This is a genomic window from Actinomyces sp. Z16 (assembly GCF_003111765.1).
Lineage (GTDB): Bacteria > Actinomycetota > Actinomycetes > Actinomycetales > Actinomycetaceae > Actinomyces > Actinomyces glycerinitolerans.
This window is the reverse complement of sequence record NZ_CP027862.1, coordinates 1,910,879-1,923,565: the sequence shown is the minus strand read 5'-3', so window position 1 is coordinate 1,923,565 and position 12,687 is coordinate 1,910,879. Positions and strand designations below refer to the sequence as shown.

At 69.2% G+C, this 12,687-nt stretch carries 11 protein-coding genes and 1 pseudogene; all 12 read left to right on the top strand.

Annotated elements, in window-relative coordinates; genetic code table 11:
• A complete protein-coding gene (locus C3B71_RS07940; RefSeq protein WP_234415847.1) occupies positions 1–696 on the top strand; it encodes a hypothetical protein in 696 nt (231 codons plus the stop codon).
• Positions 693–1,895 (top strand): PrsW family intramembrane metalloprotease, encoded by a 1,203-nt coding sequence (locus C3B71_RS07935; RefSeq protein ID WP_108967251.1) that lies wholly within the window; start codon positions 693–695, stop codon positions 1,893–1,895. Before C3B71_RS07940 ends, C3B71_RS07935 begins: the two co-directional genes overlap by 4 nt.
• Complete coding sequence (locus C3B71_RS07930) at positions 1,879–2,514, top strand: NUDIX hydrolase (RefSeq protein ID WP_108967249.1); 636 nt, start codon at positions 1,879–1,881, stop codon at positions 2,512–2,514. The genes C3B71_RS07935 and C3B71_RS07930 overlap by 17 nt, the downstream gene beginning before the upstream one ends.
• A 308-nt stretch (positions 2,515–2,822) precedes the next feature.
• Positions 2,823–3,587, top strand: coding sequence for a YebC/PmpR family DNA-binding transcriptional regulator (locus C3B71_RS07925; protein ID WP_108967246.1), 765 nt, complete (start codon positions 2,823–2,825; stop codon positions 3,585–3,587).
• Positions 3,588–3,692: 105 nt separating this feature from the next.
• A complete protein-coding gene (ruvC, locus tag C3B71_RS07920; RefSeq protein WP_073332148.1) occupies positions 3,693–4,307 on the top strand; it encodes a crossover junction endodeoxyribonuclease RuvC in 615 nt (204 codons plus the stop codon).
• A gap of 57 nt (positions 4,308–4,364) precedes the next feature.
• Positions 4,365–4,988, top strand: a complete 624-nt coding sequence (ruvA, locus tag C3B71_RS07915) for a Holliday junction branch migration protein RuvA (protein ID WP_108967244.1) — start codon at positions 4,365–4,367, stop codon at positions 4,986–4,988.
• Between the two features lie 40 nt (positions 4,989–5,028).
• Positions 5,029–6,036 (top strand): Holliday junction branch migration DNA helicase RuvB, encoded by a 1,008-nt coding sequence (gene ruvB, locus C3B71_RS07910; protein WP_073332150.1) that lies wholly within the window; start codon positions 5,029–5,031, stop codon positions 6,034–6,036.
• A gap of 176 nt (positions 6,037–6,212) precedes the next feature.
• Positions 6,213–6,620, top strand: coding sequence for a preprotein translocase subunit YajC (locus tag C3B71_RS07905; protein WP_181574830.1), 408 nt, complete (start codon positions 6,213–6,215; stop codon positions 6,618–6,620).
• A 67-nt stretch (positions 6,621–6,687) separates the two neighbouring features.
• Positions 6,688–8,621: pseudogene (secD, locus tag C3B71_RS07900) on the top strand (protein translocase subunit SecD).
• Positions 8,618–9,721, top strand: coding sequence for a protein translocase subunit SecF (gene secF / locus C3B71_RS07895; RefSeq protein WP_108967242.1), 1,104 nt, complete (start codon positions 8,618–8,620; stop codon positions 9,719–9,721). The pseudogene secD and the gene secF overlap by 4 nt, the downstream one beginning before the upstream one ends.
• Positions 9,718–10,272, top strand: coding sequence for an adenine phosphoribosyltransferase (locus C3B71_RS07890; protein WP_073331891.1), 555 nt, complete (start codon positions 9,718–9,720; stop codon positions 10,270–10,272). Before secF ends, C3B71_RS07890 begins: the two co-directional genes overlap by 4 nt.
• Before the next feature lie 49 nt (positions 10,273–10,321).
• Complete coding sequence (locus C3B71_RS07885; RefSeq protein ID WP_073331894.1) at positions 10,322–12,685, top strand: RelA/SpoT family protein; 2,364 nt, start codon at positions 10,322–10,324, stop codon at positions 12,683–12,685.
• Positions 12,686–12,687: the final 2 nt, after the last annotated feature.

Genomic DNA, 12,687 nt, shown 5'->3' with positions numbered 1-12,687 from the left:
ATGCTCAACCCGATCATTGCTGCGGGGTCGCAGCTGCCGGCCCCGCCTGCGGACCCGCCGGGTGGGCCGCCCACCTGGCTGGGACCCGCCGTCGTCGTGCTCGCAGCGGCACTGGTGTTTCTGGGGATCGCCTGGTCGGCGTATGCCAAGGCACTGCGCGTGGACCGACTGCACCGGCAGGTGCTGGGATCGCGAGCCACTCTGGAGGCACAGTTGGTCCACCGGGCACAGGCCGCCGCCGACCTGGCGGCCTCCGGTCTGCTCGACCCCGCCTCCGCGCTGCTGCTGTCGCAGGCCGCACACGACGCGCTCGACGCCGAGGGCCCGATCGTCGACGACGGCCTGGACACGGACACCCCGGCCCAGCCGACCGGCGAGGGCACCCGCAGCCGTGCCCGTATCGAGTCCGACCTGTCCCGGGTGATCCGCGCCGTCGTCGACGCGCCCACGCGCGCCGCGCTCGCCGCCGACCCGCGGGGCCAGGACGCCCTGGACCGGCTGGACAAGGCCGCCTACCGAATGGTGCTGGCCCGCCGTTTCCACAACACGCACGTGGCCGAGGCCCGGCGCCTGCGTGCGGCGTTGGACGTACGGGCGCTGCACCTGGCAGGCCACGCCCCCCTGCCACGTACCTTCGACATTGACGACGCCACCGATGCGCCGAGCCCATCCGGAAACACGCAGGTGACATCATGAGCACCCCGTCCTCCTACCCCGGCCCCGGCAACGCCTGGGCACCCCGCCCCGGGTATCGACGCAACGGCTACCCGGCGGTCAGCCCCGTACAGCCTTCCTCCGCCCCGACGTGGACACCGCAGGCGATGGTGCACCGCCGCCGCGGCACCATTGTCAGTTGGATCATGGCCTGCCTGGGAGCGGTAGGGCTGGCGGTGATGCTGTGGATCATTTTCTCCTCCACCACCGGAGCCGCCTCCGAGCTGATGGAGCCCATCCTGCTGGCATTGGTACCGCTGGGCATCGTCCTGGTAACGGTCCGCTGGATCGACCGCTGGGAGCCCGAACCGCCCGGCGTACTGGTGGCCGCCTTCCTATGGGGTGCCGGCGTGGCCACCGTCGTCTCCATGGTGATCAACACCTCTGCCTCCCTACTGGTGTCATCCACTACCGGCACGGTGTCCGGCGGCGAGCTCGTCTCCGCGGTCGTCACCGCACCGATCGCGGAGGAATCCACCAAGGGTCTGGGCGTGCTCATCATCTTCCTGCTGTGGCGGCGCACCTTCAACGGCGCCGTCGACGGGATCGTCTACGCATCGGTGGTAGCCGCCGGTTTCGCCTTCGCCGAGAACATCCTGTACTTCGTGCGGTATTCCGACGAGCTGCTGTTCGTCTTCCTCCAGCGCGGGATCGCCTCGCCCTTCGCCCACGTCACCTTCACCGCCTGCACCGGGCTGGCGATCGGGGCGAGCGTGCGCATGCGGTCAAACTTGGCGTGGATGTGGACCACACCGCTGGGGCTGGCCTGCGCGATCGTGATGCACTCCTTCTGGAACGGTGTGCTGGCCAGTGAACCGTCCCTGTACTTCTATGTCGCAGTCCCCTTCTTCATCGCCGCGATCGGCCTGGTGCTGTGGCTGCGCTGGAGCGAACGCATGACCATGCGGCAGCGGCTGGCGGACTATCAGCGCGCGGGCTGGCTCACGCCCGCCGAGGTCACCATGATTACCACCGGCGCCGGGCGGGCGGCCGCCCGCCGCTGGGCCATGAGTCGCGGTCCGGCAGCCGCCAGGGCCATGCAGGCGTTCCTGAAGGCGGCCGCCTCCCTGGCGCAGCTGCGTCAGCAGGCGATCGACGGGCACGCCGACGCCGATTTTGCGGTACAGGAGTCCGCCCTGCTGGCGGCTATAGTCGAGCAACGCTATGTCTTCACCCGCTGACGTCGGCGACCTGCCCTGGCCCGCCCCCACCCTCGCCGCCGACGGGCGTGACCCGCTGCGCGTACCGCCCAACTGGACCCAGCTGCTCGACGCCTCCGAGTGGCACCTGAACGCCGCCGGCCTGCCGTTCCGCCAGGCGGCGCGCGTGATCGCCCTGCGGCGTGTGCCCCGGCCCGCCATCCTGCTGGTCGTCGGCCATGACTTCGGCGACACCACCCATGCGTGGGGATTCACGCCGGGCGGTGGGCTGCTGTCGGGGGAGACGCCCATCGGTGGGGCGCGTCGCGAGCTCGCGGAGGAGACCGGCATCACCCTGGCCGAGGCGGCCCTGACCGGACCGGTTGTGGAACGCAGGGCGCTGTTCACTTTCAACCAGGTCACCTGCCGCCAGGACGAGCTGTTCTACCTGACGCACCTCGAGGCGAGCGTCGGCGTGGACCGCTCCGGCTGGACCGACACCGAGCGGCAGGTGCTGGACTCGCTGCGCTGGTGGGAATTGGACGAGCTGGACGCCGCCGTAGCTGCCGGCATGACCGTCTACCCGCATATCCTTCCGGCACTCGCCCGTGAACTCCTGGACGGCTGGGACGGCCGGGTGCGCCACGTCGTCGAGCACTAGGTCCTGTTGTGTAAGTGCTTGGGTGACGGTGTGTGGTTGTTGAGCCTGTCAGTTGGACCGCTGTTCCCCGGTTGGACCCCTGTTCCCCCGTTGGACCGCCGTAGCCGCCGGTTACAGCGGTCCAACGGGGCGTGGGCGGTCCAACGGGGCGGTGCAAGACCCACTCGCCCCACCACCGCAAACGACTTACACAACGCGACCTAGGGCCGGCGCGTTTTGACCGACCCCTTAGACTTGACGTAGGTATGTTCGCATACGGCCTCCCGACCCTCGCCGCCGGGAGGAACGGAAGACTGCAAGGAGAACAGATGTCGGGTCACTCCAAGTGGGCCACCACGAAGCACAAGAAGGCCGCCATCGACGCCAAGCGCGGCAAGCTTTTCGCCCGCCTGATCAAGAACATTGAAGTCGCCGCCCGCACCGGCGGCGGCGACCCCAACGGCAACCCGACCCTGTACGACGCCATCCAGAAGGCCAAGAAGAACTCGGTCCCGGCGGACAACATCACCCGCGCCGTCAAGCGCGGAAGCGGCGAGGAGGCCGGCGGCGCCGACTGGCAGACCATCATGTACGAGGGCTACGGCCCCGAGGGCGTCGCCTTCCTGGTCGAGTGCCTGACCGACAACCGCAACCGCGCCGCCTCGGACGTGCGCGTCGCCTTCACCCGCACCGGCGGCTCCCTGGCGGACCCCGGCTCGGTGGCCTACAACTTCACCCGCAAGGGCGTGGTCGAGGTCGCCAAGGGTGATGGCGTGGACGAGGACACGATCCTCATGGCCGTGCTCGACGCCGGTGCCGAGGAGGTCGTGGAGGGTGCCGAATCCTTCGAGATCATCTCCGAGCCCGGCGATCTGGTGGCGGTGCGCAAGGCCGTCACCGACGCCGGCATGGACTACGAGTCCGCCGAGTCCCAGTTCGTCGCCGGCACCACCGTGGCGGTGGACCTTGACGGCGCCCGCAAGGTGATGCGGCTGATCGATGCCCTGGAGGACCTCGACGACGTGCAGAACGTCTACACCTCCGTCGACATCACCCCCGAGGTTGCCGCCCAGCTCGACGCGGGCGACGATTAGACCTCGCCACCGCCAGGCGCAGCCATGAGCGAACCGTCCCCGCTGGCCACCGAGCGGGCCCCTGGACGGGGCGGCCGCCGTCGCGGCGCCGTCGCCGAGCAGCGCGTGCTGGGCATCGACCCCGGCATGACCCGCTGTGGACTGGGCTGCATCGACGTCGATGCGCGGCGCCGTGCCCGCCTGGTGGAGGTCGGGGTGGTGCGTACCCCGGCCTCTGCCAGTCCCGAACTGCGGCTGCTGACCATCGCCGACGCCCTGGACGACTGGATCGCCCGGCTGGCGCCCACCGCCATCTCCGTCGAACGCGTCTTCGCCCAGGACAATCTGCGCTCGGTGGTTCCCGTGGCCGAGGTGATCGGGGTGGCGATGGTGGCCGGGGCCCGCGCCGGACTGGAGGTCGCCCAGCACACCCCCAGCGAGGCCAAGGCGGCGGTGACCGGCTCCGGCACCGCCGGCAAGGCCCAGGTGCAGGCAATGGTCCGGCGCATCCTCGGCCTGGACGCCCCGCCCCGCCCCGCCGACGCGGCGGACGCCCTGGCCCAGGCCATCTGCCACGCCTGGCGCGGTGGCGGCACCGGCGTCGACGGCAGCACGGACATGGTCTCCGCGGGCGGTTCGATCCGGGCCTCCGCCCGCACTCCCGCCCAGCAGGCGTGGGCGGCCGCACAGGCGAGGGCGCGCCGCACCGGCGCCGTCGACCCGCGCCGCCGAACCCGCTAGAGTCGACCCCATGCTGAACATGTGTTCGACGCCCACATTCCAAGGAGCCCACGCCGCATGATCTCGTCACTGCGCGGAACCGTCCTCGAGGTCTCCCTCGCCGCCGCGACCATCGAGGTGGGCGGCGTCGGCATGTCCTTCCAGGCCACGCCCGCCACCCTGGCCGGGCTACGCGTCGGCGAGGAGGGGTTCGTCCACACCGAACTGATCGTGCGGGAGGACGCCCTGACCCTGTACGGCTTCGCCGACGCCGACGAACGCCGCTGCTTCCAGGTACTGCTCGGGGCCAAGGGTGTAGGGGCCAAACTCGCACTGGCGATCCTGGCGGTGCACACGCCCGACGCGCTGCGCCGCGCCGTCGCCGGCGAGGACGTGGCTGCCCTCAAGCGCGTACCGGGCCTGGGCCCCAAAGGCGCCCAGCGGATCATCATCGACGTCGCCGACAAGCTCGGCCCGCCCACCGGCACGGCACCGGAGCCCACGCCGACGGCACCCGCCGGCGAACCCAACCCCGACGTCGTCGCCGCCCTGATCCAACTGGGCTGGAACGAGACCGCCGCCACCCGCGCCGTCGCCGCCGTCGAGGCCGCTCACGCGGAAACCGAGCCGGACGCGCCGCTGCCGGTGCCGGAACTGCTGCGCGCCGCCCTGCGGCACCTGGGAGGAGGAGCCCGTGGCTGACTACCCCGCTGCCAGTGCCGTCCCGGAAGGGGGCGGCCGCATGGTCGGTGGCGGCGCCGACGACGCCGAACGCGCCGCCGAGGCCGCCCTGCGCCCCAAGCGCCTGGAGGACTTCGTCGGCCAGCAGGTGGTGCGCGGCCAGCTCTCCGTGGTGCTGCGCGCCGCCCTGGCCCGCGGCGCCGTACCCGACCACGTGCTGCTGTCCGGCCCGCCCGGCCTGGGCAAGACCACCCTGGCGATGATCATCGCCAACGAGGTGGACGGCGCCCTGCGCATCACCTCCGGCCCCGCCATCCAACATGCCGGAGACCTCGCCGCCATCCTGTCCTCCCTGGAGGAGGGGGATGTGCTGTTCATCGACGAGATCCACCGGCTCGCCCGCACCGCCGAGGAGATGCTCTATCTGGCGATGGAGGACTACCGGGTCGACGTGGTGGTCGGCAAGGGGCCGGGAGCGACCTCCATCCCACTGACCCTGCCGCCGTTTACCGTTGTCGGTGCCACCACCCGCGCCGGCCTGCTGCCCGCCCCGCTGCGCGACCGCTTCGGTTTCACCGGCCACCTCGACTACTACGGGCCGGGCGACCTGACCCGCATCGTCACCCGCTCCGCCGGCCTGTTGGGAGTGAGCATTGACGCCGATGCCGCCGGTGAGCTCGCCCGCCGCTCCCGCGGCACCCCCCGCATCGCCAACCGGCTACTGCGCCGCGTGCAGGACTGGGCGCAGGTGCACGGCACGCCCGGACAGCTGGACTTGGACGCCACCCGCGGGGCGCTAGAGGTGTTCGAGGTCGACGAGCTGGGCCTGGACCGGCTGGACCGCTCGGTGCTGGAGACCCTGTGTACTCGCTTCGCGGGCGTGCCCGTGGGGCTGGCCACGCTGGCCGTGAGCGTGGGGGAGGAGCCGGAGACGATCGAGACGGTTGCCGAGCCCTACCTGTTCCGCGAGGGGCTGCTCGTGCGCACTCCGCGCGGCCGCATGGCCACGCCCGCCGCCTACACGCACCTGGGCCTGCGCCCGCCCGAAGACGGCGCCCTATTCACCTGAACACCACTTGAATGGGCACCTAAAGGCCCCGCGTAGGCACGGATAAGGGGCGCGTGTCACACCGGCGCACCCCTAACGTCCGGGCAGGCACCGCCCCCGGTGGCCTAGACTCGCACACGCCCGACGCCGAGGCGACGACGGGATTCCTCACGAACGGAGTCATCACGATGGACCCCATGCTGCTAATGCTGATCATCATGCTGCTGGCCTTCTGGCTCATGTCCAGATTCGCCCGCAAGCAGCAGCAGCGGATGGTGGACGAGCAGAACCGGCGCACCGAGGAAGCACTCGTTCCCGGAACCTGGGTGCGGACCCGCGCCGGTTTCTACGGCACCGTTGTCGAGATCGATGGCGACGTTGTCACTCTGGCCACCCCACTGGGGGACGAGTCACTGTGGAACAAGAGCGCGATCGTCGGTGCCGAGGAGCCGCCCTTCGCGTCCGCGGAGGATGAGGATGCGGTTGCCGAGGAGGCATCTGACACCGTTGTCCCCGCGAACCCGGATGCTGCGCACGGCGAAGACGCAGGCGGCGCCGCGGACGAGCCCCCCGAGGAGCCGGCCGAGACACAGCCCCAGGCCTGAGACCAACACGCGCCAATGCCCCGCGACGGCGGAGGCACCGACCGCCCTTCCCGAGGAGAGGACCCAAGTGTCCACCAAAAAACTCAAGCATCCGGGCCGGCGCCTGCTGGTGGCGCTCCTGGTTATTGTGCTGGGCTATGTGGCCCTGGCGGTCGGTACGGCCACCGGGCGCACCCAGATGACTCCGGGGCTGGCCCTGGACCTGGAGGGCGGCACCCAGATCATCCTCACACCCACCACCTCCGACGGCTCGGAGATCACCGACGAGGACATCGAACAGGCCATTGAGATCATCCGCCAGCGCGTGGACGCCACCGGCGTCTCCGAGGCACAGATTTCCCGCCAGGGCGGCAACAACATCATGGTCTCCCTGCCCGGCACGCCCAGCGAGGACACGCTGGACCTGGTACGCACCTCCGCGGTGCTGTACTTCCGCCCGGTGATCCGAATCCTGCAGATGAACGCAGCGGCTTATGCAGACATGCAGAACGAGTACGCCGACTCCGTTGCCTCCGCGGCCGCGACCGACGGCGCCACGGAAACGGGCGTGGAATCGGGTACAGGTACAGACGGCACAGAAGAGGGTACAGAGACTGACGGGGATGCAGCTTCCGCTGACGCCACGCTTGCCCCGGTAACCGCCGAGGAGATGGCCACCAGCCTGGCGGACGTCAACGGCGACGGCACCATCTCCTCCGATCCGCTGGAGTCCACCAGCGACGACAACTCCTCGGACGCCTGGATCTCCGAACAGCTGATCTACGACGCCTACATGACCGACTGCACCTCCGAGGACGCCCTGTCCGGCGAGGCCCAGGACCCCGACGCCGCGGTCATCTCCTGCGCCCGGAACGGCAGCGGCACCATCTACATCCTTGGCCCGGCGGAGATCGCCGGCACCAACATCGCAGCGGCCTCCTCCGGTCTGGAGACCACGAGCCAGGGCACCACCACCAACAACTGGGTGGTCAACCTGGAATTCGACTCCGAGGGCAGCGACCTGTTCGCCGAGGTTTCAAGGCGACTAATCGCCTACCGCGATGCGGCCGCCGCCGCCTCGGACGCCACCTCCACCGATTCCCAGAAGGCCGAGTTCGCCATCGTGCTCGACGGACTGACGATCATGGCCTCCGGCTTCAACGACACCGTCACCACCGCAATCACCGACGGTCGCGTGCAGATCTCCGGCGACTTCACCCAGTCCGAGGCGAACACCCTGGCCAACCAGTTGTCCTTCGGCTCCTTGCCGCTGTCCTTCACCGTGCAGTCCGAGCAGCACATCTCCGCCACCCTGGGAACCGAGCAGCTGCGCAACGGACTGATCGCGGGGCTGATCGGCTTCGCCCTGATCGTGGTGTACCTGGCCTGGCAGTACCGGGGCCTGGGGGTGGTGGCAGTCGCCTCACTGCTGATGGCCGCCGCCGGCACCTACCTGGTGATCGCCCTGCTGAGCTGGCTGATGGGCTACCGCCTGTCACTGGCGGGCGTGGCCGGACTGATCATCGCCATCGGCATCACCATGGACTCCTTCATCGTCTACTTCGAACGCGTGCGCGACGAGGTGCGCAATGGGCGCACGCTGGTGGTGGCCGTGGACGAGGGCTGGCGACACGCCCGCCGCACGATCATCGTGTCCGACTCGGTGAACCTGCTGGCCGCCGTGGTGCTGTACTTCCTGGCGGTCGGCGGCGTGCAGGGATTCGCCTTCACCCTCGGGGTGACCACCGTCGTCGACCTGGCGGTCATCATCCTGTTCACCCACCCCATGCTGGTGTGGATCCTGCGGTTCCGCTTCTTCGGGGAGGGCACCGCTGGTCCGGACTGGACCCTGAGCACCTGGGCGCCCGCTCTGGCGCCGTCTACCGGGGTGGGGCGGCAGCGAGTGCGGTCGGCGCGGGCGGCTCCCTGGCCCGCCGTCGGGCTGAGGCGCGCCGTGCCAGAGAGCAGGCCGACGCCGTCGAAGCCGAAGACGCGAGCGGAAAGGATGATGAGCAGGCATGAAGTCCCTCGCCCAGCTCGGTAACGAGCTCTATTCCGGCACCACCTCCTTACCCTTCATCGGCAGGCGCCGCCTGTGGTATGCGATCGCCGGCGTCGTGGTGGCGGCGTCCATCGTGCTGCTGGCCACCGTCGGGCTGACCCCCGGCATCGACTTCCGCGGCGGCTCGGAAGTCACCATCACCGCGTTGGCCGAGCCCGACGTGGGCCCAGCTAATGATGTGCTGGCCGAGCAGGGGCTGTCCTCCGGTGCGTCGGTGACCACCGTGGGCTCCTCGTCCGTGCGGGTGCAGACTAACGAACTGAGCAACACCGAGTTGACCGGACTGTCCACCGCCCTCGCGGAGGCGTACGACGTCACCGACGCCGACGTGTCCGCGACCACCATCGGCCCCACCTGGTCGGCGGACGTGACCAATAAGGGCATCCGCGGACTGGTCATCTTCTTCGTGCTGGTAGGAGCCCTCATCTGGGCCTACTTCCGTACCTGGAAGATGGCGGTGGCCGCGCTACTGGCCCTGTGCCACGACATCCTGATCACCGTGGGCGTGTATGCCGCCAGTGGCTTCGAGGTCACTCCGGCCACGATCATCGGTGTGCTGACCATCCTCGGCTACTCCCTGTATGACACGGTGGTTGTCTTCGACAAGGTCCGGGAGAACACCGACGGCTTCGAGACCCAGACCCGCTCCACCTATGGTGAATTGGCCAACCTGGCGGTCAACCAGTCGTTGATCCGCTCCATCAACACCTCCGTGGTCGGCGTGCTGCCGGTGGCCTCCCTGCTGGTGGTGGGCGCGTTCATCCTGGGCGCCGGCACCCTGCGCGACATCGCCCTGACCCTGTTCATCGGCATGATCGCCGGCACCATCTCCTCGCTGTTCCTGGCCACGCCGCTGCTGGTGGACCTGCGCAGCCGCGAGCCGGCCGTCAAGGAGCAGGCGGCCCGGGTCGCCCGCGCCCGCGGGGAGCGCCTGGCAGCAGCCGGAGACGACCCGGAGGCACTGGCCGCCATTGCCGCCACGCCCGCAGCCTCCCCCGTCATCCCCGGACACCATCTCGGAATCTCCGCCCAGCCCAAGAGGAAGAAGAAGCGGTCATGACCATCTCACCCGCCCTCCCGAAGGAACTCACGCAGCTTGTCCTGGATAACCTCCGGGAGATCCCGGACTTCCCCGAGCCCGGCGTGCTGTTCCGCGACATCACTCCGCTACTGTCCAACGGGGAGGCCTTCGCCAACCTGATCGATGGCCTGGCGGCTCATTACCGGGGCCATATCGATGCCGTCGCCGGACTGGAGTCGCGCGGCTTCATCCTGGCCGCTCCACTGGCCGTGCACCTGGGCATCGGCATGGTGATCGTGCGCAAGGCCGGCAAGCTGCCCGGCCCGGTGCTGGGTGTGGACTACGAGCTCGAGTACGGCACCGCCCGCATGGAGCTGCGGCCCGAGACCGTGGAGGAGGGCTCACGCGTCCTGGTGATCGACGACGTGCTGGCAACCGGGGGTACCGCGGCCGCATCGATCGACCTGCTCGAGCAGGCCGGTGCGAAGGTCGAGTCGATCTGCATGCTGCTGGAGCTGGCCGGGCTGGGTGGACGCGAGAAGCTCGCCGGCCGGGACATCGACTCCGTCGTCGTCTTCGAATCCGCCTGACCTGGCGCCGGGCGGCATAAAACACCGCTGACCCGGCTATGATCCGGGTATGACGACGGACACGCGCAATGGGACCGGCACCGCCGATGAGACGGTGGTGCCGGGGTCGCGTGTGCGCAGTCGCCTGGCCTGGTTCGGGGCGCGCGGCCACTCCACCCCACCGGCCATTGAGCCACTCATGCGGGCGCTGCGCGCCAACCACCCGAAGGCGGACACCAGCCTGATCGTGCGCGCCTACCGGGTTGCGGAGAAGGCGCACGCCGGGCAGGTGCGCAAGTCCGGGGAGCCGTACATCACCCACCCGGTGGCCGTGGCCACCATCCTGGCCGAACTGGGCATGACCCCGCAGACTCTCGCCGCGGCACTGCTGCATGACACGGTGGAGGACACGGACTACACCCTGGAGCGGCTGCGCGCCGACTTCGGTGACGAGATCGCGCTGCTCGTGGACGGCGTCACCAAACTGGACAAGGTCCAGTACGGGGACGCCGCTCAGGCGGAGACCGTGCGCAAAATGATCGTGGCCATGTCCAAGGACATCCGGGTGCTGGTGATCAAGCTGGGCGACCGGCTGCACAACGCCCGCACCTGGAAGTACGTGCCGGAGGAGACCGCCGCCCGCAAGGCCAAGGAGACCCTGGAGATTTATGCGCCCCTGGCCCACCGGTTGGGGATGAACACCATTAAGTGGGAGCTGGAGGACCGCTCGTTCAAGGCCCTGTACCCCGGCGTGTATGACGAGATCGAGCGGCTGGTGGCCGAGCGTGCTCCCGCCCGCGAGGAGTACCTGCGGCAGGTGCGCCTGCAGATCGAGGAGGACCTGCGGGTCAACAAGATCAAGGGCATCGTCACCGGCCGGCCCAAGCACTATTACTCGATCTACCAGAAGATGATCGTGCGAGGGAAGGACTTCGACGACATCTACGACCTGGTGGCGGTGCGCGTAATCGTCGATACCGTCCAGGACTGCTATGCGGTGCTCGGCGCGCTGCACTCGCGTTGGACCCCCATGTCCGGCCGGTTCAAGGACTATATCGCCGTCCCCAAGTTCAATCTCTACCAGTCGCTGCACACCACTGTGATCGGTCCGGGCCGCAAGCCGGTAGAGATTCAGATCCGCACCCACGAGATGCACCGCATGGCCGAGTACGGGGTGGCGGCGCACTGGAAGTACAAGGAGGATCCCAACGCCACCGGCCCCAGCCCCCTGGGGGGTGCCCCCGGTGATTCCGACGCCGGTGAACTCGGCTGGCTGCGGCAACTGGTCGACTGGCAGAAGGAGACTCAGGACCCCGCCGAGTTCCTGGACTCCCTGCGTTATGAAATGTCCGGCGGGCAGGTGTACGTGTTCACCCCCAAGGGGGACGTGCTGGCACTGCCGAGTGAGTCGACGCCCGTTGACTTCGCCTATGCCGTGCACACCGAGGTGGGGCACCGCACCGTCGGCGCCCGCGTCAACGGTCGACTGGTGCCGCTGGACACCAAGCTGGAGAACGGCGACACGGTGGAGGTCTTCACCTCCAAGGCGCAGGGCGCCGGCCCCAGCCGCGACTGGCTGAACTTCGTGGGCTCCACCCGCGCCCGCAACAAGATCAAGTCTTGGTTCTCCAAGGAGCGGCGCGAAGAGGCGATTGAGGACGGCAAGAACGCCATCGCCCGCGCCATGCGCAAGAAGGATCTGCCCATCCAGCGGCTCATGAGCCACGACTCGCTGATGAACGTCGCCGAGACGCTCAACAAGCAGGACATCGACGGCCTGTATGCGGCGGTGGGCGAGGGGCATATCTCCGCCCAGCACGTCGTCGACACGTTGGTCGCGTCTGTCGGTGGGGAGGCCGGCGCGGAGGAGACCCTGGCGGAGGGGGTGCTGCCCACCCGGGCGGCACCCACCGGGAAGCGGGCCCTCTCCGCCGGTGACCCCGGCGTCGTCGTCGAGGGCATGAACGAGGGCGACATGCTCGTCAAACTGGCGCGGTGCTGCACCCCCATGCCCGGTGATGAGATCGTTGGTTTTGTCACCCGCGGCTCCGGTCTGTCGGTACACCGCGCCGACTGCCAGAACGTTGAGCAGCTGCGGCAGCAGCCCGAGCGCCTGCTCAAGGTCCACTGGGCCGAGCACGCCCAGAGCGCCTACCTGGTGCAGCTGGAGGTGGAGTCCCTGGACCGTGGCGGCCTGCTGGCGGACATCACCCGCGTCCTGGCCGACAATCACGTCAACATGATCAGTGCCAACGTGAGCACTTCCCGGGACCGGGTGGTGGTGGGCCGGTTCGTGGTCGAGCTGGCGGAGGCCAGCCACCTCGACCACACCTTGGCCTCCCTGCGGCGCATCGACGGCGTGTTCGAGGCGCGGCGGCTGACTTCCTCCACCAATCGGCACCAGCACGAGCGCCCGGCTCAGGCCGACGCCTGAAC

Coding starts and splice junctions, on each gene's coding strand:
- C3B71_RS07930 (WP_108967249.1), top strand. CDS start 1,879: ATGTCTTCACCCGCTGACGTCGGCGACCTGCCCTGGCCCGCCCCCACC.
- C3B71_RS07940 (WP_234415847.1), top strand. CDS start 1: ATGCTCAACCCGATCATTGCTGCGGGGTCGCAGCTGCCGGCCCCGCCT.
- ruvB (WP_073332150.1), top strand. CDS start 5,029: ATGGTCGGTGGCGGCGCCGACGACGCCGAACGCGCCGCCGAGGCCGCC.
- secF (WP_108967242.1), top strand. CDS start 8,618: ATGAAGTCCCTCGCCCAGCTCGGTAACGAGCTCTATTCCGGCACCACC.
- C3B71_RS07890 (WP_073331891.1), top strand. CDS start 9,718: ATGACCATCTCACCCGCCCTCCCGAAGGAACTCACGCAGCTTGTCCTG.
- ruvA (WP_108967244.1), top strand. CDS start 4,365: ATGATCTCGTCACTGCGCGGAACCGTCCTCGAGGTCTCCCTCGCCGCC.
- C3B71_RS07905 (WP_181574830.1), top strand. CDS start 6,213: ATGCTGCTAATGCTGATCATCATGCTGCTGGCCTTCTGGCTCATGTCC.
- C3B71_RS07935 (WP_108967251.1), top strand. CDS start 693: ATGAGCACCCCGTCCTCCTACCCCGGCCCCGGCAACGCCTGGGCACCC.
- C3B71_RS07925 (WP_108967246.1), top strand. CDS start 2,823: ATGTCGGGTCACTCCAAGTGGGCCACCACGAAGCACAAGAAGGCCGCC.
- C3B71_RS07885 (WP_073331894.1), top strand. CDS start 10,322: ATGACGACGGACACGCGCAATGGGACCGGCACCGCCGATGAGACGGTG.